This is a genomic window from Arthrobacter sp. D5-1 (assembly GCF_017357425.1).
GTDB lineage: Bacteria > Actinomycetota > Actinomycetes > Actinomycetales > Micrococcaceae > Arthrobacter.
Window position 1 is genome coordinate 39,083 of the sequence record NZ_CP014573.1, and the last position, 21,568, is coordinate 60,650.

26 protein-coding genes are annotated in these 21,568 nt (G+C 60.1%); 19 read left to right on the plus strand and 7 right to left on the minus strand.

Annotated elements, in window-relative coordinates; genetic code table 11:
- From AYX22_RS23760 to AYX22_RS23785, 6 genes are read right to left on the minus strand one after another with little or no spacing between them, the layout of a single operon-like run.
- Positions 1-738 carry a hypothetical protein gene (locus AYX22_RS23760; protein WP_207597821.1) on the minus strand — a complete coding sequence of 246 codons (738 nt, stop codon included), beginning with the start codon at positions 736-738 and terminating at the stop codon, positions 1-3.
- A gap of 27 nt (positions 739-765) precedes the next feature.
- Positions 766-1,035: a hypothetical protein gene (locus tag AYX22_RS23765; RefSeq protein ID WP_207597822.1), complete on the minus strand. Its 270-nt coding sequence runs from the start codon at positions 1,033-1,035 to the stop codon at positions 766-768.
- A gap of 18 nt (positions 1,036-1,053) precedes the next feature.
- Positions 1,054-1,656 (minus strand): DUF6668 family protein, encoded by a 603-nt coding sequence (locus tag AYX22_RS23770; RefSeq protein ID WP_207597823.1) that lies wholly within the window; start codon positions 1,654-1,656, stop codon positions 1,054-1,056.
- Positions 1,657-1,689: 33 nt separating this feature from the next.
- On the minus strand, positions 1,690-3,135 hold the full coding sequence (locus AYX22_RS23775; RefSeq protein WP_207597824.1) for a chromosome partitioning protein ParA: 1,446 nt from the start codon (positions 3,133-3,135) through the stop codon (positions 1,690-1,692).
- 44 nt (positions 3,136-3,179) lie between these two features.
- The gene (locus tag AYX22_RS23780) at positions 3,180-3,689 is read right to left on the minus strand and encodes a hypothetical protein (RefSeq protein ID WP_207597825.1); all 510 of its coding nucleotides are present in this window, start codon (positions 3,687-3,689) and stop codon (positions 3,180-3,182) included.
- Positions 3,686-4,765: a CHAP domain-containing protein gene (locus AYX22_RS23785; RefSeq protein ID WP_207597826.1), complete on the minus strand. Its 1,080-nt coding sequence runs from the start codon at positions 4,763-4,765 to the stop codon at positions 3,686-3,688. Before AYX22_RS23785 ends, AYX22_RS23780 begins: the two co-directional genes overlap by 4 nt.
- 264 nt (positions 4,766-5,029) lie before the next feature.
- On the opposite strand from AYX22_RS23785, the gene AYX22_RS23790 reads away from it, so the two are divergent.
- The 13 genes from AYX22_RS23790 (at position 5,030) to AYX22_RS23850 (ending at position 14,001) form a co-directional block, all read left to right on the plus strand.
- Positions 5,030-5,767: a hypothetical protein gene (locus AYX22_RS23790; protein ID WP_207597827.1), complete on the plus strand. Its 738-nt coding sequence runs from the start codon at positions 5,030-5,032 to the stop codon at positions 5,765-5,767.
- Positions 5,764-6,525: a hypothetical protein gene (locus AYX22_RS23795; protein WP_207597828.1), complete on the plus strand. Its 762-nt coding sequence runs from the start codon at positions 5,764-5,766 to the stop codon at positions 6,523-6,525. Before AYX22_RS23790 ends, AYX22_RS23795 begins: the two co-directional genes overlap by 4 nt.
- Positions 6,526-6,534: 9 nt before the next feature.
- The gene (locus AYX22_RS23800; protein ID WP_207597829.1) at positions 6,535-6,834 is read left to right on the plus strand and encodes a hypothetical protein; all 300 of its coding nucleotides are present in this window, start codon (positions 6,535-6,537) and stop codon (positions 6,832-6,834) included.
- 562 nt (positions 6,835-7,396) lie between these two features.
- Positions 7,397-8,746 carry a hypothetical protein gene (locus tag AYX22_RS23805; protein ID WP_207597830.1) on the plus strand — a complete coding sequence of 450 codons (1,350 nt, stop codon included), beginning with the start codon at positions 7,397-7,399 and terminating at the stop codon, positions 8,744-8,746.
- Positions 8,747-9,113: 367 nt separating this feature from the next.
- Positions 9,114-9,311, plus strand: coding sequence for a hypothetical protein (locus AYX22_RS23810; RefSeq protein WP_207597831.1), 198 nt, complete (start codon positions 9,114-9,116; stop codon positions 9,309-9,311).
- A 12-nt stretch (positions 9,312-9,323) separates the two neighbouring features.
- Positions 9,324-9,695, plus strand: coding sequence for a hypothetical protein (locus AYX22_RS23815; protein WP_207597832.1), 372 nt, complete (start codon positions 9,324-9,326; stop codon positions 9,693-9,695).
- A gap of 52 nt (positions 9,696-9,747) precedes the next feature.
- The gene (locus AYX22_RS23820) at positions 9,748-10,722 is read left to right on the plus strand and encodes an IS481 family transposase (protein ID WP_207595519.1); all 975 of its coding nucleotides are present in this window, start codon (positions 9,748-9,750) and stop codon (positions 10,720-10,722) included.
- Between the two features lie 83 nt (positions 10,723-10,805).
- Positions 10,806-11,036: a glutaredoxin domain-containing protein gene (locus AYX22_RS23825; protein WP_207597833.1), complete on the plus strand. Its 231-nt coding sequence runs from the start codon at positions 10,806-10,808 to the stop codon at positions 11,034-11,036.
- 172 nt (positions 11,037-11,208) lie between these two features.
- Positions 11,209-11,604: a hypothetical protein gene (locus tag AYX22_RS23830; protein WP_207597834.1), complete on the plus strand. Its 396-nt coding sequence runs from the start codon at positions 11,209-11,211 to the stop codon at positions 11,602-11,604.
- A 70-nt stretch (positions 11,605-11,674) separates the two neighbouring features.
- A complete protein-coding gene (locus AYX22_RS23835; protein ID WP_207597835.1) occupies positions 11,675-12,040 on the plus strand; it encodes a hypothetical protein in 366 nt (121 codons plus the stop codon).
- Between the two features lie 93 nt (positions 12,041-12,133).
- Positions 12,134-12,766 carry a ParA family partition ATPase gene (gene parA, locus AYX22_RS23840; protein WP_069695459.1) on the plus strand — a complete coding sequence of 211 codons (633 nt, stop codon included), beginning with the start codon at positions 12,134-12,136 and terminating at the stop codon, positions 12,764-12,766.
- A gap of 12 nt (positions 12,767-12,778) precedes the next feature.
- Positions 12,779-13,006, plus strand: a complete 228-nt coding sequence (locus AYX22_RS23845) for a hypothetical protein (protein ID WP_045732620.1) — start codon at positions 12,779-12,781, stop codon at positions 13,004-13,006.
- An 89-nt stretch (positions 13,007-13,095) separates the two neighbouring features.
- A complete protein-coding gene (locus AYX22_RS23850; protein WP_207597836.1) occupies positions 13,096-14,001 on the plus strand; it encodes a hypothetical protein in 906 nt (301 codons plus the stop codon).
- A 13-nt stretch (positions 14,002-14,014) separates the two neighbouring features.
- Here AYX22_RS23850 and AYX22_RS23855 read toward each other — a convergent pair whose 3' ends face one another.
- Positions 14,015-14,593, minus strand: a complete 579-nt coding sequence (locus AYX22_RS23855) for a recombinase family protein (RefSeq protein ID WP_207597837.1) — start codon at positions 14,591-14,593, stop codon at positions 14,015-14,017.
- Between the two features lie 207 nt (positions 14,594-14,800).
- Between AYX22_RS23855 and AYX22_RS23860 the strand changes: the two genes are divergently transcribed.
- From AYX22_RS23860 to AYX22_RS23885, 6 genes are all read left to right on the plus strand, one after another.
- Positions 14,801-16,093, plus strand: a complete 1,293-nt coding sequence (locus tag AYX22_RS23860; protein WP_207597838.1) for an abortive infection family protein — start codon at positions 14,801-14,803, stop codon at positions 16,091-16,093.
- A gap of 120 nt (positions 16,094-16,213) precedes the next feature.
- The gene (locus tag AYX22_RS23865; RefSeq protein WP_207597839.1) at positions 16,214-17,155 is read left to right on the plus strand and encodes a hypothetical protein; all 942 of its coding nucleotides are present in this window, start codon (positions 16,214-16,216) and stop codon (positions 17,153-17,155) included.
- A 356-nt stretch (positions 17,156-17,511) separates the two neighbouring features.
- Positions 17,512-18,243 carry a hypothetical protein gene (locus AYX22_RS23870; protein WP_242703680.1) on the plus strand — a complete coding sequence of 244 codons (732 nt, stop codon included), beginning with the start codon at positions 17,512-17,514 and terminating at the stop codon, positions 18,241-18,243.
- 112 nt (positions 18,244-18,355) lie between these two features.
- Positions 18,356-18,838, plus strand: a complete 483-nt coding sequence (locus AYX22_RS23875; protein ID WP_207597840.1) for a hypothetical protein — start codon at positions 18,356-18,358, stop codon at positions 18,836-18,838.
- 91 nt (positions 18,839-18,929) lie between these two features.
- A complete protein-coding gene (locus tag AYX22_RS23880) occupies positions 18,930-19,256 on the plus strand; it encodes a hypothetical protein (RefSeq protein ID WP_207597841.1) in 327 nt (108 codons plus the stop codon).
- A gap of 162 nt (positions 19,257-19,418) precedes the next feature.
- Positions 19,419-21,548: a DNA methyltransferase gene (locus tag AYX22_RS23885; RefSeq protein ID WP_207597842.1), complete on the plus strand. Its 2,130-nt coding sequence runs from the start codon at positions 19,419-19,421 to the stop codon at positions 21,546-21,548.
- The last annotated feature ends 20 nt before the right edge of the window (positions 21,549-21,568 follow it).

A 21,568-nucleotide genomic window follows, 5' to 3' on the forward strand; every position in this document is an offset into this window, starting at 1 on the left:
TCAGACGCCGGCCCAAGGGATGAATGAACTCAGGTCACTGATCTGGCGGACTGCATTTCCACCGGCGGCGGGGATGTCCATCTTCCAGTCGCCGTCTTCCCACAGCAGGGATGTCGAGAAAGCGCCGTATCCCCCGTCACTGCTCTTGATTGCTAGCTCTACGACCGCAGCTTTGGGCGTATACGAGTGGATGATGAAGCCGGCGATCTGTACCTTCGGAATGGTTCCCCCTCCGACGTCCTTCCCTTCCCTTATTGCCTGTACCGCTTTGTCCCGAGTGGGACTGTCAGCTGAGAGTTCCAGGTAAACCTGCTTCGCATAGCCATTGAACGAGGCAGCCCAGATGTTCGCCGTGGCATAGAGCGCTCCGGTGGGCGACTGCGCGAAGCAGGACCTCAGACCGTCCTTGCCTACCGTTCCCGGGCCTGCGGTGGTTGGGTCGGTTGGGACGGCCATGATTCCCACCAACTCCCACTTGGACTTCGGTGCGGTGCCCAGCGCTGTGTGGTTGCTGGCAGGGAGTCCGCAGACACTCTTGTCAGAGGCAGTAGACGTGCTGGGGCTTGCCGGGGCGGAGCTGGCCTGCGTGGGTGCTGGTTGGGCGTTTCCCTGTTCTTTGGGGAGCAGGAAGATGACGACTGCTGCTGCGATCAGCGCCACCACCAGCGCGGCCGCGATGATGAAACCGGGTTTGGTGAACGGATTGCTGTTGGTGGTGTTCTCTGGTGACTGGCTCACGATGAACCTCCCGTTGTCGGTGCTGGTTTAGACGAAGGCGCGGACGATACCTGAGGAGCCGGTGATGATGATGCAGCCCATCAGGACCCAGCCGAGTTTGGCGATTGATTCGCCGCCTTCTCCACGACGGAGCTGGATGACCATGCCGATGCCGACGATGATCACGCCAAGGACGCCAAGGACGAGGCCGATACCGGAGGCCCAGTTCAGGACGGTGAGCAGTCCGCCGGCTTCGGCGGGCACGACAGGGGTCGGGTTGGGGATGACGCTCGCGGCAAGAGCGGAGAAGGAGTTCATGGTGAGACCTTTCAGTGGTTAGTGCTTTGGGTTGGGTTCCGTAGCCAGAGCAGCTACGTCGGTGATGAAGCGTTGATATTCCTTGCCCGGTGGTGTCGTCGTGGAGTCGCCGTGCCGCCATGCCTCGACCCAGGGGAGGATCCAGAGGCGCGGTGCTCCCCCGCCGATAATCGCTGCGAAGTCACGCAGCGCCTTGGGGGTCTTTCCTGGTGCATCTGCCAGAACGGCGAGGCCGATAAGTTCAACCTTGGGTGTTGCTCCTGATGCCCATTGGGTCAGGGCGCTTTGCGCGCTGGTGAGGCCACGCATATCGTTGCGGCAAACCAGCAGCACCCGGGGCTTGCTGCCGTCCTGCATAACAGGCCAGCAGTGCCCGGCAGGGCGTGCCCAGCCGATCAGGTCCGCGGTGCGGCTTTCACCCGCTCCCCCGTGGCTACCAACAATCCACAACAGCGTGGACCCGGACACTACGCGGTTGGCCAGCCGGTCCGCGGTGTCCGGTTCGACCATGCCCCTCAGCGGTGTGCTGATCGCGGCAGCTGGCGGGACGTGCACCTCGGGTGTTTCCTCGTCGTCGCTTTCGGCTGGGCTGGTGATCCAGGGGTTCAGAGACAGTTGCATCGTTCCTCCTTTCCGTCGTTCGCTGTTGGGTGTCTAAAAGCCCTTGGCGACGGCGGCCGCGGCGGCCAGCCATGCCCGCTGGGTCGCGGGCTGCAGGGCTTCATAGCGGATGGGGCCGTTGACCAGGGCCGGGTCGTAAGGAATCCGGACGACAGTACGGACGAATGGCTCGAAACCGTCTGCGATCCGCTGCGCCTCAGCCTTTGCCCGCTTCAGGGCATCCCCAGTCATGCTGCGCTTGGCGTCGGTGGACTCGGAGACGATCACGACGGCGTTGCGTGCCAGCTCGGCGTCGTGGCCGCCACGGGATTCGAGAGTTTGCAGGGTCAGCCGGGCTGCTTCCGCTCGATCCTCGATGGCGGTGACCGGGACGACGAGCTGGTTGGTGTGGTCGATCATCCGGCGCCAGTTGGCCGCACGGGCGGTGTTGCCGGAGTCCATGATGACCAGCCGGTAGTAGCGGGTGAGGACCTGGTGGGCGATGTCCACTTCCTCGGCGGTGACTTCGTGGTCGCCTTCTTCGTTTTCGTCTGAGCGCAGCACGTCGAACTTGTCGGCCGTCTGGTGGTGGACGAACTTGGCGATCTCGGCCGCGTTCGTGGACGGTGACAGCAGCTCGGTGGAGGAATCGATCAGGTCCAGGACGCTGCGGTCGTGGGCGCCCTTCTCGGTCCTCCAGCCCAGGGTGCCCTGGGACTCGTTGTTGTCCCAGGCGACGGTCGCGGCCCCGCTGTAGCGGGCAAGGATTGCCGAGAGCATCACCACCGTGGGTGTCTTGTTCGCCCCGCCCTTGCGGTTGACCACGGCGATGGTCCGCGGACCGGGCCAGTGCTGGCTGACGGTCCGAATATCCTCCCGCTCGGATAGTTCTTCCGCTGAGGGGTCCATTCGGAAGCCCATCCGGGTCAGGGCTCCGCGCCAGCCCTGCGTGGCTGGTTCCAGCACCGGGGCGCTGACCAGGAAGGAAGTCTCCTTCAAACTCCGCCGGGTCACCGGAGCATCAGCCTCAACAGCTTGCTGCGGTGCCTCGCTAGCAGGGGCAGCTTCTTCGGCCGCCAGAGTATCCACGGCCAGAGGCGGCCAGGTCTGCCGTTCAACCACGGGCTGGGCCGGCTCTGGTTTCACCAGAGGCCCTGCGGCGGGAGCGGTGTCGCTAATCTTCGGGGCGGCCGCTACGGATGCGCCGGTGCGGCGGCGGGCGGGCCGCGGTTCGTAGGAGACGGATTCGACGTTCCCGTCTGGGTGGACGATCAGTTCGCCGTGGCCTTCGGGATCTTCAATGCGGACGCGGACGGGGCGCTGCAGCGTCCTGGCTTCGGCCACGACCAGTGCCAGAGCGTTGTCGCGCAAATCCTGCAGCGTCTCCCCTGCAGGGACGACGCGGGAGTTTCCTGCGACGGTGACCTCGGCGGTGCCGTTGTCGCTGATGATGGCCTTGATGTTCGGGAAGGCCAGGACATCGCTTGGTGTGGTGCTCATAAATCTGATTCCTTACGTTGACGGAGTGAGTGAGGCACGTACGGTTAGGACGCGGGCGGGGTGAGCCGGTTGACTTTCCACGGGGCTTCCGTGCCGGTGCGGAGCAGCTGCAGGGTGTAGGTGCCGGCATCGGTGGGAACGGCAGCCATGACGCCATAGCCATTGGCTTCATCGACCGTCAGCGTCGCGGGGCCGGTGACGCGGGTGGCGGGGACGTTGGCGGGGTCCACGGCTGAATAATCGGCTGTGGCCTGCGGAGTCAGCCAGCGGGCCAGATCGTTGGCCCACTGCTTGTCCTCCACGCCCGGGCGGGCGAAGTCCGTCATGGCCTTCTGCGCGGTCTCTACGGCGGCGTCCTTGCTGGCCTGATCCCAGCTGATGCCGATGGTGGCCGGGACGGTGCCGCCTGGAGCCTGCGGGCCGCTGCTCGCGCTTAGGGAAACCGGTGCAGAAGCGGCGGCTGCACTGGTCGCCGGCGCTGGTGTAGTGTTCGCTGCCGGCGCGCAGGCCGTGCACAGCAGAACCATCGCGGTCAGTGGCAGTGACTTCTTCACTTCTTCTCCTCTTGGGTGGGCAGGTACAGGAAGGCTGACGGGATCGTGTTGCTCACGGTGCGGGTGTAGTAGTTGTGGTCATCCGGCGGCGGGTTGCCGTTGTAGCCCTCTTCGACGTAGGTCCCGTCGTTCTTGACTTCCTTGACCACCGCCACGTGGCCGAAGGTGGGGTCTGACCCGCCGACGCCTGGCGCGTACCAGACGACCGCACCGACCCGGGGCGTGCTGCCGGTGGGCCAGCCCTTGGCGTCCCATCCGGCCTTCCACGTCACCGCGGAACCGAGGCCCTGCCCGTCCGGGCGGAAGTTCCCGTTCAGGAACTTGAACGGGGCACTGGTGGACCCCATCTGCTGGTTGACCCGCCACAGGGCGAAGTCCACGCACTCGCGGTAAAACATGCCCAACGGCGAGGCGGCCGCGGAACCTGCCCCTACCTGCAACCAAGTCGGAGAGTCCTTCCACGGGTAGTCATCCCCCGCACCGGACTTCCCTGGGATGGCGCAGTCACTGCCCTCGAGGGAGAAGCTCCCGCCCGAGAGCGCCTGGACGAGCTCGACGGCCTCAGGCCAATACTTCTGGTAGTGGTACGGGTCCGCGTTCCGCTGGACCTTGTTCCCGGCGATAGTCGGCTCCAACAGCTCCCAACCCGGTACAGCCTGCAGCGCCTTGATGAAATTGGTGGCACTGATCGTTGGATCCATGCGATCCGCGTAGGAGCCCCACGCGCCGTTGTCGCGCTGCTGAAACAACCCACGGGAATCCGGGCCGGGACCGTCGCCGTAGTCCAGCACACGCAGTCCCGACTCCCCTAGAGCCACCATGACGCTGATGGTCTGGCCCTTCACGGAGAGGTTCAGCGCCTTACCGGCGCCCATCACAGCGGCAGCGTTCTTCAACTGCTCCGCGCTGTATCCCTCCACGTTCGTGTTTCCGTCCAGGGCCACAGCTGCCGGGCCACAGTCGGCCGCCGCAGGTTTCGCAGGATTCAGCAGAAGGATGAATGAGAAGACCAGCCCGAAAAGCAGCCCGGGAATGACGATCAAGGCCACAAGCACCAACGACTTCCGTTGGTTCATCGTGTGGTCCGTTCTCTGACGAACGACCTTAGGTCTTGCATGACCGTTCCCTCCCCCGTGTGCCGAAACTCGCGTCTTCGACTAGGCGTCCTGGCCAAGATGCCGGGGGTGCGTACCTGATGGGCCGAACCCCTACCCGGCTAAACTCGGCCAAGAAGCTAAAATAAAGATAGATACCAAATATTGAGTATTTGAAAATATTTAACTATTGGTAGCAGTTTAGCAGGTTCATTGTCATGCGTCCTGTCACGTCAAGGAGTGTTTGTGCCCGTCTCAGCCAAAGAGTTCAAGAGCTGGCTGGACGCTGCGTCCATCAGCACTTCCCCGGCTGCCCTCAGTGCACTGACGGGCCTTAACCGCGGAACCCTGGGAAACCAGCTGCGGAGAGGGAACGTGGCTGAATCGACGGTTGTCGCCGTAGCACGGGCAGCCGGGTTAGGGGTGCTTCAAGCTCTCACGGCCTTCGATGGATATCGCGACGTTCTCTCCCGGCCCGTGGAACCGTCCGCTGCCGAAGTTTTGAGCCAGGTCCACCACGCGGATCTCATGGGAGAGCTGCAATTCCGGACCTCAAAGACCCATTACCCCCGCGAACTCAGAAGCCACATTCCACTCATTGAATTTCCGCACGATGGTTCTCACCGTGCCTGGGTGGACGCCCTGGATCCGGGAGACCTACGACACCGCATGGCCGCGGAATCGGGAATGGCATTGACGTACATCATCACGTCCCTCACGGAGAACCGTCTCTCGCCGCACCTTGCCGTAGCGGCGTCCCGGGCGACCGGAGGGTCTTTCGCCTCAGGACTCGTCGTTGTCGGCCTGATAACGCCGGCAGAAGGCGGCTGGCAGGTGCGTGCACGCGAAGACGAACTGCTGGAGGTTTCCGACGACGCCCTTGTGGAGCTGATTTCAGCGCGCATTAACCTCCTGCAGCGCCGAGTGAAACAGCGCAAAGAGGCCCGGGAATACGCAGAGAAGATGACGGAGCTCCTGGGATGAAGGTGCTGGCCGTTGTACCCACTCTGATGCTCATTCTCTTGGGGAGCCTGACGTTCAAACGCCTCAATGCCCCTACTACGGGATATCAGCATGCACTCAAGGGAAAAGGCAGAAACGTCGCGCTGTCAGGAATATTCCTCACACTGGCTTACCTGCTTCTTGTACCACCCGTGTATTACGCAGTCGACTCCATCATGCCCATCACGAACGCGACGGACTTGCTTTCGAAATACTGCGCTCTGGTCGCCGTGGCGTTTCTTGGAGGCCACCTCAGCCAGGCCTACGGTTCAACGTTCGCCAGACGCTGGACTGTAGGCATGCCCGGTGCGGTCATGCTTGGCCTCACCGCTACAGGCCTCCTGTTGACGGTTCTGGCCACGGACGGCCCGGCCCCCTCCCCACAACTGCTTGATTATGCAGCGCAGCCCAGCGTCCGCCTTAACACCTGGCTGGTCCTGATCTATGTTGCCTACGTCGTAACACCCCTGATTCGGCCGGCCTACTTGGACGCCCGTCGGAACCCTTTGGCCATTGGGAAAGTGGCGTCTGGGATGATCGCGGGAGGCTTCACGCTGTCCTTGCTGCGGGCCGGTAGCTATCCCGCGGAATGGTATGGGTCCAAAGACCTCGCCTATGTGTACATGCTCATCTCCTACGCCTCGACCGCCTTGGTCGTTATTGGCCTTGCGCTGTTTGCATATGCGCGACGCCAGAAAAAGCCAGAACGTGAGCTGGGATCCGCCCTGTCGATCGACTAGAAGGACGCTATGACGACTCCCCAACAGGCAAAGACAGCCGTGCAGAAGGTACTGGCAGAGGTCCCACGTGAGCACGAGGCGGCGTACCAGGTCATCTACGCCGCAGTCCGTGTCTGTGTGGAGGCTGGCATGGAGCGGAAGGCGGCCGCGAGATTTCTCGGCATCTCACGTTGGCGCATCGACAAACAAGGCCGTTACTTCCGCTCGCTCAGAGCTACCCGGGATCTGTTCCGCGGGGCTTTTAGCGCTACCTCCGCGCAGACGGCCGCCGGGCCCGTCGATGAGATAGTGCGGCGGGCATGGTCGTGACATGCAGGCTCGACCCATATCCAAAATTTTTGGAGTTTATGACATATTGGAGTCATGGACTTTTCACCACGTGTCATGAGGGCCCGCGAAGCCACGGTATGGACGCCGAGCAAGATTAAGCTCGACACACCCGCGCGGATCCCTGCGTATGCATTCGTCGCGTGACACGTTAAAGCCATGAGTGCACAACCAGGACGCGTCCGTCACCCTGACGGCATAGATCTGGTGCTCCTGCAGGGCCGAGTGAGGCCGGAGCGCCGCAAAGCCATAAACAGCGCAGCTGCGAACTCTGGCCGGTCAGTCGGCCTTTACCTTGAGGACCTGGTCCTCTACTTGGAGAAGAACGGCGGACTGCCGGTCTTCCCCAAGATAAACCGACAAGCTGAGGAGCTGCCTATACAGGCCGCTTCTTAAACGAAAGACCCCGCACTAGGTGCGGGGCTTCCGAAATCCTTCCATCACCGTCTCTGTTTGGCGACTGTGCCGGCGATGGATACCAGAACCTTCCCGCGAGGGACGGTCCCTTTGTGTTCCCTTCAAACTGAAAGGTCTTGTCCCCCTTATGGTACCGGACCCTGCCCGGGCGTCAACGCACGTCCCGGCCCGAGTTGTGCCCTGCGGCGAGCAGGGAAAGGCCACGCCGAGAATCCCCGGCTATGTGGCGGTGCAGGGCTTGCCTGGCGTCTGGAAGCAGCGCGACCACGCGCTACTAGGCGAGCATTCGAAACGCACCGAAGCCCCCCGGCGCCTTAACCGGATGGTGGAGCGGAACGAGGAAAACGTCCTTCGCGCCGTCCCTGAGGGCAGCTGCGCGCTGACGATGGACTTCGACTGGCTGGAAGCTATCCGCCAACACCCCAAGCTCACTTGGCGCAGATCCGACTTCCGCCGAAACCTCCTCGCCGTGGCCTCGCTTTTACTTCTGGGCTTCGACTTCAATAGCCACACGGTGACCCCGGGCAACGCCTACCTGTTGGCCTCAGCCGGTATCGGCCAAGGCACCCTGGGGCGCATCAAACGCTGGCTGATGCGCCACGGATTCCTCGCCATCGTCGCTGGCGGCCGCTCAGCGATCTACACCCCCAAAAACTGCAGCGGAGAGACCAACCTCTTCAAGGTTGGCGAACGCGAAGAACGGATGGCCGACAGGGCCGTCTACGTCCTCTGCCGTCCCGCCACCGAAGAGGAACTGGCCAGGTTCGGTGAAGAAGAAGTCCAGCGCATGGAATCCAAGTGCAAACTGGATCCGCTTCTGGGCATGTTCGGATTCGCTGTGGACATAAATGGCAACCCTAACCTGTCCAAAGGAAAATCAACCCCCAAAGGCATAATGGCGTGGGCTTCGCCCACACTGAAATCCTATTTTGAGGCGGCCACTAAATGGGTGGCCGATATGACGGCCGCTCGTACAGATCTGCAATGGCCAGCTGATAAAACGACAAGCGCCAATGACAAGGCAACCCGCGACTTCAACGAGTTGCAAGCGGCCCGTACCGTCCAATGGAACTCACCGCCACTCCGTAAGCTGCGCTCACGCCACCTCGCCCGGATCCTGGCGCCCTTTTTCCGTGCCGGTTACACACCAAGCGATGTCCTGCACGCTCTCGACACCAAACCCGACGGCACCGAGCACCGTCACGATGGCTTCCACGGCGCGTTGAACCTTCCCGCGCTCCTGCAAAGCAGGCTCAACCACTGGCGGGTTAACGGCCAGCCTGTCTACAGCCGTCGGCAACGCGCCTTGCAGCGCTCCGAGGCGGCAAAAGCCCAAGCGAGGGCCGAAGCCCAGCGGATCCAGCAGCAAGCAGCTGAACGCCGCTCAGACACTGTGCGTGCGTCCTGGCGAACAAGGTTCGCTGATGACTACCAAAAGGGACTTCAGGAGGCTGCCGTACGCGGCACCACGCGCTGACGCCCAATGTGGACCGCTTTGAGATTTATCCTCCGGTCTCCACCCGGCCCACAGTAGGGACAGCGCAAAACCGAAGCACTTCCCCATGGTCCAGGCCTGGGGGTTGCCGTCTCCCCCTACCGTCTCCGTTGGGTCTCTTTCAGCCGGGACGACACACATCTACCGTGCGGGCCGCGAGTGGGAGGGCACAGGAACCGTGGCGGCGTGGCCGGCTTCTTAGGCACCGGGGGGATCCCAGCGAGCTACTGGCGGGGATGACCACAACCAGAAACCGCACAAATCGAGTATTTCTCCTAGGGGGGCTTGAATAAAAGTTCCTAGGTGGACTAGAGTGGAAGTGTTAGCAGCCCAACGAGAGGAACTGAAAATGCTCACCGAAACCACCTATCCAAGCGGAAACACCGTCACCTTCGACCACGAAGACAAGTGGTTTCAGACCTTCGGAGCCGCCAACAACATCCTCAGCGGTGACTACGTGGCCGCCGGAGGAACCGGGCGCCAGCACTTCTGGATCGATAAGGAAAGCCTGCAGGCATACGTCCCCGCTGCCATCCGCCACGAATGAAGGAGCGCCGCCATGATCCGCAAGTGCATTGCCCTCGTCATCCCCGCGCGACTCAACGACGAAGTCACAGCCAACCGCCAAGACGTCCGCCACGGCACCCTTGAAGCGCTGTACGGACAGCTGGACTGCATCGTCAATGGGGACTGGCAGGTCTACCTCAGGGCTGACAGCCGGAACGTCCACCCCAACGTACGAGCAGGGCAACTACTTCGGGAGACAGGCCTCTACCTGCCCGAGGTAGCAGGCACCGCTGTTTACCTGGGACGCGCGGAACACGGCTGGGACACCGACGCCCCAACCCATCTGATCCGCGTCGCAGAAAAGTTATTCGACACCCGCCTAGCTGTACTGAGTCAGGACGTTGGTTACATCGTGAATGGGTGAAGACCTCTTAGGTTGGTGGTTACCACACACAGCCAACGACTAAGAGGTCTTCATGTCCCACCGTAATGCCCGTCTGACTCCGAACGGTAGGCGGATCCTTATCGAGCGCGTCCTCGCCGGCCGTCCCGTTGCCCATGTCGCGAAGGAAATGGGCATCTCGAGGACCTGCGCACACCGCTGGCTCAGCAGGTACAGGACGCACGGCTGGGACGGTCTTGAAGACCGCAGCTCCCGCCCAAGGTCGTGCCCGCACGCGACCTCCGCGGAAGTCGTATCTGATGTTCTGACCCAGCGCGTTGAGCACCGCGAAGGGCCAGCGGGCCTGGCCTTGCGCTGCGGGACGAGCGCACGGACGGTCTCTCGGATCCTGACCCGCGCGGGCATGCCCCGACTGTGGGACCTGGACCCGGTGACCGGGGTACGGATCCGGGCATCCCGTGCCACGGACCGCCGCTATGAGCGTGACGCTCCCGGAGATATGATCCACATCGACGTCAAGAAACTGGGGCGGATTCCCGACGGCGGAGGCTGGCGGGCCGACCCGAAGCAATCCGCCCGCAACCACTCAACAGGCCATACAAGGGTCGGTTTCGACTACGTCCACGTGGCCGTCGATGACCACACCCGTCTGGCCTACGCCGAGGTCCTGCCCGACGAGAAAGGCCCGACCTGCGCCGGGTTCCTCACCCGGGCCGCAGCGGCCATGGCAGCCAACGGCGCACCCGTCCGCAGAGTCATGACCGACAACGCGTTCGCCTACCGGCTATCGAAAGACTTCCAGGACGCACTGGCTGCACTGGGCGCCAAACACATCCTGATCAAACCCCGCCATCCCTGGCAGAACGGCAAAGCAGAACGCTTCAACCGCACCCTCCAAGAAGGCTGGGCCTACCGGCAACCCTTCACGTCCAACCAAGCCCGGACCGACGCCCTGCAGCCCTGGCTAGACTTCTACAACAACCACCGGCCCCACGGCAGCCTCGGAGGCAAACCACCCATCAGCAGGTGCAACCAACCTACTGACTGAGTACACCTAGCCGCAGTGGAATTCGTTTAGCCAACCCATGGTGGCCGGAAACCCCGGCCACCCCTCCCTAGGAGCCCGGAACCATGAGCATCACCGTCTACACCATTACCGATGAAACAGGCCGTGAGTGCGGTAACTGCACCGCCACCAAGAAGGCCATGGACCGCCAGAGAATCACCTACCAGGTAAAGGAGATGACAGAGATGGAGCGGGACATTTTCCGGCAGGCCGGCCACATGGCCGCGCCCGTCGTCGTCACCGATTCAGATTCATGGTCAGGCTTCCGCCCCGACAGAATTCTCACCCTCAAATGAGTATCTACTCATTTACTCAGTTGAGTATCAATCGCGAAAGGAAAGATCATGACGGAGTTAGCCGGCCAGCTCAACGAGGAATCCTGCTAGCACCCCTGCGATAAGTGCTCTAGGGGGACTAGCGTAGACACGGACAGCTGCCCGGGCCGCCAGGAAAGGACTCCCCCCACGCATGAAAAACAAACGTGAGTTTGAAGCAATCGCCCATAAAGAGGGCAAATGGTGGGAGATACGTATCCACCAGATCAACCAGGCAGCCCGCGCCAGCCGCGCAAAAGACATCCAGGACATCGCTGCTGACCTCGTGGCCACGACGCTCAACCTCGATCCAGAAGACGTAACGGTGCACGTCACCCTCAGGGCACCTGGAAACATCATGGAACGCTGGACCCAAGCCCGGAACGATCTGGAGAAGGCCCAAGAACTATCGACAAAGGGAGCCGCGGAATCCCGCGCCGTCATCGCCGAACTGAGCGAGGACTTCACCATCACCGAAGTGGCCCGCATGCTCGGCATCTCCACGCAACGCGTATCCCAGCTGAAAGCGAAGAAGGCACCCACCGCATAAGCCCGACATAGGCAGTCAGACCACAACCGTAGGCTGACTCAGAAATGCCCATCCCAGAGAGGAACGCACCATGGATGGCGAGACCCCCGAAGTGATCCGCGCGGCCGATGACGCCTACGAGGCCATTCGCTCAATCAACCACCTGACCATCACGCAGATCCACCCGGCCCCTACCGTTTATAGCGTCTTAGGAAATCTCAAGGGCCTAGGCCACATGCTGCCGCAGGCGTGCACGCAGCTCGCCAAATCCCTCGGCCGCTCTCTGGACGAATACGACGTGTACGAGGATGACGGCCGCGATCCCATTCAGAGCGTGGCCGCTGCTACTGACCATCTCACAAGGGCCGCGCAGTTGGCCGCCGAACTGGGCGCCGAGCTGGAGAAAGCGCAGAGCGCCATTTCCCGCCAAGGTTACAGGGACACGCCGCTCCCCTAGCCTCACTCAAGCACTCATTTACTCATGAAATACTCAAATGAGTATTAGCTCAAATACTCATTTGAGTATTTCGCGTAGAACAGGACGCCGCACATGAAAGTCATCGCAGTTCTCAATCAAAAAGGCGGGGCCGGCAAAACAACCATTGCCACGCATGTCGCCACGGCGCTTAGATTGGCCGGCCATACCGTACTGCTTGTGGACTCAGATCCTCAAGGCAGTGCGCGGGACTGGGCCGCAGCCCGCGAAGATCATCCCATGCCCGTAGTGGGGATGGACCGACCAACGATTGAACGGGACCTTAAGAGCATCGCCCCCGTGGACTTCGTCATCATCGACGGCGCCCCACAAGCCGCAGACCTAGCCGTGTCGGCCATCAAAGCCAGCGACTTTGCCCTCATCCCCGTGCAACCGTCGCCCTACGACATCTGGGCCACATCCGACCTCGTTGACCTGGTGAAGCAGCGAATCGAAATTACAGACGGAAAGCTGCAGGCAGCTTTTGTTGTCTCCCGCGCCATCACTGGAACGAACATCGGAAAAGAAGTCTCCGGGATCCTGGAAGGCTACAACCTTCCCGTTCTGCAATCCCGGGTGCACCAGCGGGTTGACTACCCAGGAACCGCAGCGGGGGGATCCACCATCCTGGAGGACTTCCCGGGGTCGCCCGGGGCCAGGGAGATCCAAGAGCTCACCAACGAACTCCTTACGCTTGTGAGTAAATGAGGAAATGAGTAAATGAGTAGCTTCTCTAAGCTGTCCACTGGGCGCCCCAGCCAGTCCGCCACAGCCAAAGCCAAACTGATGGAAAGCCTTAAGGATGAGGTTCCAGCTGAGCAGCTTCAGCGGGTGAACTTTGAAGTCCCCAGAAGTAAGCATGCCAAGCTCAAAATCCTCGCCGCCAAGCGCAACCAGAGCGTCAAGGAGTTCCTGACCGCCTACATAGATTCGTTTCCAGATGAGTAACTACTCATTTGAGTATTTGAGTGGGGAAGTGGATCCCAGAACACTATCTAGTTTTGCTTGGAAACGTGGGACTTGGCATGAATGATCGCATGACGCTGCCCATCTGGGAGAGCCTTGTCGCCGAAACCCAATTCGCCTCCGATCTGGCCTTGGCCGGGCTTCGTAGACTGTGCTCCGTCCCGACGGCTCCCGATTTGTTCCCCTGGGGCAGCAAAGATCAGAACTACGCACTTCACGTCGGGATGCACTCGTATTCGTCCGGGTTGGAGCGCCTGTGCAAGTTGGCTATCGCCTGCAACGGGTACGCGGTCGCTGGCGAGTTCCCGAGGCTGCGTGACTACTCCCACAAGATTGGGAACCTGCTCAACGCGGTTGAGGAGTTGCCGCTGCCTCAGTCGGGCCCCAGCGTCTCGCCGCGTAAGATGGGGTACCTCGTCCGCCCGCTGGACGCCCTCGACCCCGATGTCACGAACATGGTCGAGCGGTTCGCCAATGGGGCCGGCAGATACGAGCACCTAGATTCGCTTTCGAACGATGACACCGAGGTCAGTACGTACAAGGAATGGTCTGCACTTGCTGCAAGGGCTTCGGTCTCGGAAGACGTGCGCCGACTGATCTCGATCAAGGAACGAGCGGCCGACGCAATCCAATCTGAGCTGGTTGACAACGGGCTCCTATGGACTTCGCAGCGAGTGATACAGGACCTGGCTCTTGACCTGTACAAGCCGTCAGTCGGCGTAGTGATGAGCCTTTTCCGGAAGGTCCGGTGGGTGTCCGCAAGCCTTGATGTGGCCACTTGCTACACACGACAGGAACTGCCACTGCTGGGGGAGGTTGTCTCTCGTATCTTCATCCACACTTCCGCGGACTTCTTCAACTACCACATCGCCAGAATCGGGGACGAGGAAGCCGTGGGCGAAGAGCTCGAAGCGGCGCACGAACGGATTCGCTTACGTGAGGCGGAAGCGGACGATGAAGGCCCCCTGGCGCCATGAGCAAACTTATGTCTTAGTCCTTATCGTCCTGGCGAGGCGGTAGGTGGCGGTACAGCGTTGTTCGGGCCAGTCCCGTTTTGCTGACAATTTCCCGCATCGGGATGCCCTTCTCCCGCAGCATGGCGGCGTGTTCAAGCTTGTCAGGATCGACTACGGAAGGCCGGCCCGTCCGCCGGCCATGTGCCGTGGCCACCGCCCGCGCATGGGATGCCCGTTCGGACGCGTAAGTTCGTTCCATCTCTCCGAAAAGCGCCAGCATTACTACCGCCAGCTGCGCCATGGGGCTGTCCGGGTTCGATGTGTCGATTGGCAGGGGATCAGCCAGCGTCCGGACACCCACCCCGCGCCCTTTGAGCTCGTGCATTAGGTTCAGAGTGTCCCGCACCGTGCGCCCCAGCCGGTCCAAGGTATGCACAACGATCACGTCGCCGGCCCTTGCATGGTCCAACGCCCCCCGAAGGCCGGGCCGGTCCCTTGTGGCTCCGGACTTCTTATCAGCGAACACTTTGGTGATGCCGGCGACCGCCAGCGCATCCAGTTGCCGCCCTAGGTCCTGTTTGGCGGTTGAGACTCGCGCATATCCGATTTCCATCCGAGCACCGTACCGAAAGTTGCGTCTGTGACCTCCTTCTATGGCGGGCGTTTTGGCATAACATGCGGGACACGAAGATTACGCGGAACGGTGCGGATCAGATTGCTGGGGGAGTGTCCCACTGACAGGTGTCCTGATTCCAAGGAAGTGGGACGACGGTATGCGGCTGCGTCCTCTGGTAGTCAGTGGTGACTGAGAGAATCAGCTATGGCCTCAGTCGAATACATCCCTGCACGGCTCCGAAGCGCTTTTCGTGAGCAGGCGCGGGGGATTGTCGTCCATGACATCGAGAGAATGTGGCGGGATGAGGGCTTTGCGCCCGGGTCGGGTCAATCATTCAGCGGCGTGCGCATGTCCCTTTGGTCTGATTATGAGGCTTCGGTGCAGTGGTCAGACTGGGAGCACATTGTCAGAGTCCTTAGGGTCTATGAGGGGACTATTGCCCTGGCTACGCCGGATGATCGGGAAAAACTTGCTGGATTGCTGAGCCGTGAAGGGTTCCGACTGGTTAGTTCGGGTCGGATTGAATACATCGGTGCAGGCAACAGAATCACCGAAGTGACGCGGACTCGAATTTTGGAGCATTTGAAGAAGACACCCGGAGGAAGAAACTGGGCGGGTCGCTTTGATCCACCCGAGTTTCTGAAGAGACTCTACGACCTTGCGGCAATGCCCAGTGAAGACCCGCGATTCGAAAATGCCGAGCTGGAGGTTTGGCAACATTGTGTCAACAACGATGACTGGGACTTCGACTGGGTGTTCTACGATGCCAGGTTCGACCTGGCGACTGATGGCATGCTGTTGAGGTTCCTTGCAGAAATGCTGCATCCAGCAGTCCGGACTGACCCGGAAGACGTTGCTGCTCTTCTTGGCGGTTTAAACGATGCACTGAGACCGGATGGGTACGAGCTTTACGAGAAGTCCAGCATCAGCGGCCGACCCCTCTATGCATGGCGGAGCATTGCGGGATTCCATGGATCGGCACCCTTCCATCTCCTCCAAAACCGTCCAGCAATCACTGATCCCGCGGTCCTTCAAGAACACCTTGACCGGATAAAGAGGGTTATCGAAATTGACCCATCTGCGGCGATTGGTTCTTGTAAGGAGCTCATTGAATCTTTGTGCAAGCTCATTCTTGAATACAGCAGCGTGGAGTACACAAGGAACGATGACCTTCCTAAGCTCTACAAGAAAGTTGCCGCGTTGCTGGCCCTGAACGCGGAGTCGGTGGAGGAGAACGTTAGGGGAAGCGAGGCCAGCCATTTGGTTCTTCGAGCCCTAACGACAAGTGTGCAAGGCATAGCAGAGCTTCGTAACCAGCTGGGACTCGGACATGGACGAACGACCCGCAGCACTCTGCGACCTCGCCATGCACGCCTTGCTTTGAACAGCACGGTGACGGTCGCCGAATTCCTCCTTGACACATGGCACGCACGCATTGAAGCCGGGAAGATTCCGACACCGGGGGATGATCCTAGTACTGGCGCTTGTAAACAATAAGCAGGAGCCTCCGTTTTTGGAGGGAGCCTACGTCTGTGCCACTGGATAGGACAGTCCCACTAGGGAAGTGGAACGCTAGCGTGTTGGTCCAGTCCAAGTGGTGCCCGGTAAGTTTTGGAGATGCCTACCGAATTATCTGAAATTGCTGCGCTCCTGGGAATCGATCTTGGTACTGAACGGACTAAAGATCGACTCCTAACGGCCATCGATAGTGAACTCAAAGACCTGCAAGTGCCCCAGACCACAGCAGCGCAGCACGAACGGCAAGTTGCTCTCATGGCTGCGCGCGCCGAACTTAGAGGCCCAGGGAGCAGCCATACCGATCCGTCTACGGATTTAGTTCCTCTGTCGCTTGTCAGCCAGGTGGTGGCAGCCATGCAGGCAGGCGCAGTGAAGGATCAGATGGGCACGGCGCCCCGGCCGGACCCAACCCTGACTATGAGGACAAACGTCAAAGCCGCAGCGACCCAGGCGTCGGCTGATTTTTCAAAGGCTCGCTCATGGCCGTTTGCCACGGCAGGTGCACTATTGGTCTCGGTATACGGCCTCAGAACGTACTTCAACGTCGGTGATTTGCAGCTCCCCTCGGAACTCTTCTACCCGTTTCTAGGCATAGCAGCGTTCGCGATTGTTATTGGCTTTGGCCTGTCCACAGCGGCCCAGCGGCGAGCCACCCTTTTCTTGCGTAGGCTCTACGATCCAGACGTCCAGGAAGAGGCATTGAACCGTCTGAGCGACGAATCGGGAGACTTTTTCGGCAGCCATGGGGAGCGGGAGTTTGTTCGCCGCGACCACCATGGAAGGTCACCCCGGGCTGTGGACGATGGGGGTGGCATAATCGTCAACCGGCCCATGTACAGGGACGCTCTGCAGGCTACCGCTCACGGTGGACGCTCAGCCTTCATAAGTCTTCTGTCCACAGTAGACCTGGAGGCAGCGGCTGATGACGCCGCAGGTTTGGCTTTGGACCGTCTGAGCGATCTGAAGATAGTAGAGCCCGTCGTTTACCAGCGCCGCCAAGCATTCCGGCTCGTACCTGAGCAGGCCTTAGAACGAAGGTGACTACAACAGCCGATGGAGGATATTGGCGCGTCCCGTTTGTAAGAAAATGGAACACTCGCGTGGCGCACTTATGCACGTCAATGCAGGAGCTGGTTCCTGGTCATTCTGTAGGACCGCAAGCTGCTTCCTTCTCCGAGCCGGTTCACGAACACACGACGATGACGGAGCACAAAAAAAGCCTGCAGGCGCTTTTCGTCCTGCAGACCTTTTTAATCTCGTTGATGAGAGACCCTGTCCTCACCTTCTATGCCCACAACACTACACATGCGTAGGGCGTTATGACAACCATGTAGTACACGTAGATGGTGTGATGTCTACTTCATGGGTACAGAGCCCGATCTGGCAAGATACAGTCCATGGCAGACAGACGGCAGACTCGTGGCGCAATTATTGATTCTTTTCACCGCTCACGCCTAGAGCCGTATTTGAAGGCCTCGGCAGGTGATGAGAAGCTCGCCCTTTCGCTATATGGCTGGAATCTCCAGCTGACCTCAGCCTTTCAAGAACTGCTTAGCGTTACGGAAGTGGTCCTCCGGAACGCCATGGACGCCGAGCTACAGAAATGGAATTCTGCCGAGCTAAAGGTTGACCAGAGCTGGCTCCTGAAAGACCCGGCCGCCCCGCTTCGCAGCCTAAGCCAAGGGAAGAGGGTGGAAGCGCTTAAGCAGGCCAATTCGGCCAAGAAGAAGCGGGATGCGGCTCATTGGCGTCATGGCATGGATGTAACGCATGACGACGTCTTGGCGCAGGTGACGTTCGGACTTTGGAAGGACCTGCTACCCAACCACCTCAACAATGCTGCTGACAATAGAGAAAACCGAAATCGTCAACGGATGTGGAAAGAAGCGCTGGTGAACGCCTTTCCGAATGTTGTTGACCCTGACGGGGAAACGACCTTCTGGCGTGTGTACCGGCTTCATGGGCTGCGTAATCGCGTATCGCACATGGAGACACTGCTAGAGGTAGATGCAGCGGAACGGACTCGCGATGTATTCAACCTCGTCAATTCGATCAGCTCGCCCGTACATGACTGGTTGACCGGCCTGAATCGCGTTCCCGCGGTGATTAAGGCGCGTCCTTCAGCATAGGGGCTTGGACCGGGCACGCGGGGGTATGGAGAATCACTAGCTCCAATAGGACAGTAACGCCCTTAGACGTGTCGCCCAGAGGAGCCTCAGCTAGGCCCAACTTAGGAGATACGTGGCCGACTTCAATGCCCTGCTTGCGCAGGTCATACCTGTGCTGCTGCTCGCCGCCGCCTTTGAGTCACGATGGCTACAAAAGAAGCCAAGCAGGTATGGTGCGGGGGCCGGCCTCAAAGACGACAGCACTAATGAACCTGGCCGTCGTGTCCACTGGGACACAAATCCATTTCAATCCCCGGTGCTGTTGTTTTTCACCCTCTTCATTGGGTTGGGTGAGGCTCTGGCGCTTCTGGCTGTCTATCGGGGTACCAGTGAGCCATGGATGAACGCCTGTGTTCTGCTTGCAGGCTTTCTGGCGTTGTTCTTGGTGGTCTGGCCTCTGATGTCCCTGCACCTGAAGGACATCATCGAAACCCTTCGCCGCCAGGGGATTGACGGCATCACGATTGTCCTTCACATCATTGTGATCGGAACCCTCGCCTACCTCGCATATAAGGGAGTCGGCTGGCTGACGCCGGTTCAATCCGGCGGGAGATAACGCTGGGCCCTTTGCAGGCGCATAAGGTGGTCCGACAAACTCCTCCAGGACCATCACCTACTATCTGCCTCTCGCGCTGCCAGTAAGATCGATGCCTGTGTACGACGAAGCTTCCTCACTCTTCGAGATCGACGAGCCTGCCCCATCTCCAAACGTCATCGCACCGCTTCCGATCAAAGCAGAACAAATACAAGAGATCCGTGATGCCTTCGAGGAGGCCGGAGTGTCAGGTCAGGCCGATCGCAAGGCCCTGATCGAATCAGTTGTCGTTCGTGAAGTATCCAGCCTCCGGGAGCTTCAGGCAGTGGAGGTTCGGAGGATTCTTCAGCGCATCCACGGCCTGCGTGGATCCAAGCCAACACGCACGGGATCTGCCTGGGATAACCGCGAAGAAGACACCTGGATCGACAAGCTTTAGCGGCGTCTTTTCGCCATTGACTCCCTCCATTTCGACATGTCCTGTAAGCCCTGCCCCGAGGTCTGAACCACCCAAGCCGCGCGGGTAGGGTTGGAGTTGAGTTCGCGCCCGCGCAGTTTGCGTGTGACGCGGACTCACTCATGTCTCAGTAAGGATGGGGAAATGTCGCGGCTCACGGACCTTTTGCGCGCTGCCAAGCAGCTTGACGAGCAGCTTGGCAAAGATTTGGAAGACGAGATTCTTCCATTGCAGAAGCGACTGCCGTTCGGGCTCAATTTTGAAAGACATGCTCCCGAGGCCGTCGAACTCGCAGGACATAAGATCCGCAAGGGAAGCAAGGTACGGATCCTGCCTCCGAGAGGATCGACCGGTCGTGGTGACCAACGACTCTGGCGCGTCACAGAGCTAATTGGTGACGCCGCTGAGATCTCGCTCCTGGACAGTTCCGAGGGTGAGGTCTGCACCGTGCAGCGGGACGATCTCATTTTGGTGGCCGAATTTCGCGACTGGATCTACCCCGGGCTGCGCCCTGACGGAACAGTGGAGCGAGGCGGGGATAGGCCTTTCCACACAGTCATCAATGGCGAGAACTTTCATGTGCTCGAACAGCTGACTTTCACTCACGAAGAGGCTGTGGACGTGATCTACATTGATCCGCCTTACAACACAGGCGCCCGTGACTGGAAGTACAACAACGACTACGTCGAGGGCGATGACCTTTACCGGCATTCGAAATGGCTTGCGTTCATGGAGCGACGGCTCAAGCTGGCCAAGCGACTCCTCAAGCCCGAAAACTCTGTTCTGATCGTGACAATCGATGAGAAGGAATACTTGAGGCTCGGGCTGCTGCTGGAGCAGACGTTCGACGATGCACGTATCCAGATGATCTCTACCGTCATTAACCCCAAGGGAGTTTCGCGCGGCGATTCCTTCCGCCGCTCCGACGAGTACATCTTCTTCGTGATGCTGGGCGCGGCCGCCCCACAAAGGTTGGAACTTGGTGGGGAGTGGGGGTCGGGAAGCTTTGGCAATAGCGACACTGCAGCGAGCGACGACAATACCGAGCCCGCTTGGAGCTCCATGATGCGTCGCGGGTCGAACTCAGCTCGTGCGGATCGGCCGGGCCTCTTTTATCCAATCTATGTCGATCCTGCCACTGGCCGAATCGAGCAGGTCGGAGCACCCCTCAGCGCTGATAAGCACGAGGCCCCGGAAGTTCCTGGCCTCATCACTACTTTGCCACTGCGTCGGAATGGGTCAGAAGGCCGATGGCAGATAGGTCCAGAAGAACTCAGGTCCCGTCTCTCCCAGGGACGGGTGCGAATTGGCCGGAAAACCGCCTACGGCTACGTGATTAATTACCTCTCGGATGGGGCATATGCCGAGGTGTTGTCCGGCAGGTTTGAGATCAAGGGCCGAGCGGAAGACGGATCGATTCTAGCGACCAGAGTAGGTGTGCAATCTCGAGCTCAGGTTCCTTTCACTCAGTGGCGCACACCTTCGCACAATGCCTCTGAGTATGGCTCCACTCTTCTGACAGCATTCCTCCCCGGCAGGAAGTTTCCGTTCCCGAAGAGCCTTCATGCGGTCGAGGATGCACTCAGGCTCTTTGTCAGCGACAAGCCCGAAGCAGTTGTGCTCGACTTCTTTGCCGGCTCCGGAACCACTGCCCATGCTTTGATGCGGCTAAACCGGCAGGATGGCGGCAGCCGGCAATGCATTTCCGTGACGAACAACGAGGTTTCAGCTGAGGAGCAAGCACGGTTACGCAGGGAGAAACTGCGTCCAGGCGACGCCCGGTGGGAGCAATGGGGCATATGTGACTACATCACGAAGCCCAGAATTCTCGCAGCGATTACGGGTCGCACTCCAGATGGAGAGCCGATCAAGGGCGACTACAAGTTTGTCGATGAGTTTTCGATGGCTGACGGCTTCAACGAAAACGCCGCATTCTTCACACTCACTTACGAGTCACTGTGGCAGGTCAGCACTGACCGCGCGTTTGCGGCAATTGCTCCGATGCTTTGGCTGCGTGCTGGCGCAAGGGGGAGATGCATAGACGATCTCTCGCCAGGGTGGGCGGTTGCCGAGGCCTACGGCATCATCAAAGACCTTGACCGGTCAACCGAATTCATAGCTGCGCTTCAGCCCCAGGAGAGCCTCAGGATCGTCTTCATCGTTACGAACGACGAGGGCCGCTACCAGCAGATCGCAAACGAGATCCCCGGTGTTGAAACCGTCCGTCTTTATGAGGATTACCTCCGGAACTGCGAAAGCAATGGTGACTTCTAATGCGCTTCACTCTCAAGGAC

Excerpts from the sequence above, each read along its gene's own strand:
- AYX22_RS23785 (WP_207597826.1), bottom strand. The coding sequence starts at position 4,765 with ATGAACCAACGGAAGTCGTTGGTGCTTGTGGCCTTGATCGTCATTCCC.
- AYX22_RS23795 (WP_207597828.1), top strand. The coding sequence starts at position 5,764 with ATGAAGGTGCTGGCCGTTGTACCCACTCTGATGCTCATTCTCTTGGGG.
- AYX22_RS23815 (WP_207597832.1), top strand. The coding sequence starts at position 9,324 with ATGATCCGCAAGTGCATTGCCCTCGTCATCCCCGCGCGACTCAACGAC.
- AYX22_RS23855 (WP_207597837.1), bottom strand. The coding sequence starts at position 14,593 with ATGGAAATCGGATATGCGCGAGTCTCAACCGCCAAACAGGACCTAGGG.
- AYX22_RS23820 (WP_207595519.1), top strand. The coding sequence starts at position 9,748 with ATGTCCCACCGTAATGCCCGTCTGACTCCGAACGGTAGGCGGATCCTT.
- AYX22_RS23765 (WP_207597822.1), bottom strand. The coding sequence starts at position 1,035 with ATGAACTCCTTCTCCGCTCTTGCCGCGAGCGTCATCCCCAACCCGACC.
- AYX22_RS23805 (WP_207597830.1), top strand. The coding sequence starts at position 7,397 with ATGGTACCGGACCCTGCCCGGGCGTCAACGCACGTCCCGGCCCGAGTT.
- AYX22_RS23850 (WP_207597836.1), top strand. The coding sequence starts at position 13,096 with ATGACGCTGCCCATCTGGGAGAGCCTTGTCGCCGAAACCCAATTCGCC.
- AYX22_RS23865 (WP_207597839.1), top strand. The coding sequence starts at position 16,214 with ATGCCTACCGAATTATCTGAAATTGCTGCGCTCCTGGGAATCGATCTT.
- AYX22_RS23835 (WP_207597835.1), top strand. The coding sequence starts at position 11,675 with ATGGATGGCGAGACCCCCGAAGTGATCCGCGCGGCCGATGACGCCTAC.
- AYX22_RS23775 (WP_207597824.1), bottom strand. The coding sequence starts at position 3,135 with ATGAGCACCACACCAAGCGATGTCCTGGCCTTCCCGAACATCAAGGCC.
- AYX22_RS23830 (WP_207597834.1), top strand. The coding sequence starts at position 11,209 with ATGAAAAACAAACGTGAGTTTGAAGCAATCGCCCATAAAGAGGGCAAA.
- AYX22_RS23810 (WP_207597831.1), top strand. The coding sequence starts at position 9,114 with ATGCTCACCGAAACCACCTATCCAAGCGGAAACACCGTCACCTTCGAC.
- parA (WP_069695459.1), top strand. The coding sequence starts at position 12,134 with ATGAAAGTCATCGCAGTTCTCAATCAAAAAGGCGGGGCCGGCAAAACA.
- AYX22_RS23870 (WP_242703680.1), top strand. The coding sequence starts at position 17,512 with ATGGCAGACAGACGGCAGACTCGTGGCGCAATTATTGATTCTTTTCAC.
- AYX22_RS23885 (WP_207597842.1), top strand. The coding sequence starts at position 19,419 with ATGTCGCGGCTCACGGACCTTTTGCGCGCTGCCAAGCAGCTTGACGAG.
- AYX22_RS23770 (WP_207597823.1), bottom strand. The coding sequence starts at position 1,656 with ATGCAACTGTCTCTGAACCCCTGGATCACCAGCCCAGCCGAAAGCGAC.
- AYX22_RS23800 (WP_207597829.1), top strand. The coding sequence starts at position 6,535 with ATGACGACTCCCCAACAGGCAAAGACAGCCGTGCAGAAGGTACTGGCA.
- AYX22_RS23825 (WP_207597833.1), top strand. The coding sequence starts at position 10,806 with ATGAGCATCACCGTCTACACCATTACCGATGAAACAGGCCGTGAGTGC.
- AYX22_RS23860 (WP_207597838.1), top strand. The coding sequence starts at position 14,801 with ATGGCCTCAGTCGAATACATCCCTGCACGGCTCCGAAGCGCTTTTCGT.
- AYX22_RS23845 (WP_045732620.1), top strand. The coding sequence starts at position 12,779 with ATGAGTAGCTTCTCTAAGCTGTCCACTGGGCGCCCCAGCCAGTCCGCC.
- AYX22_RS23880 (WP_207597841.1), top strand. The coding sequence starts at position 18,930 with ATGCCTGTGTACGACGAAGCTTCCTCACTCTTCGAGATCGACGAGCCT.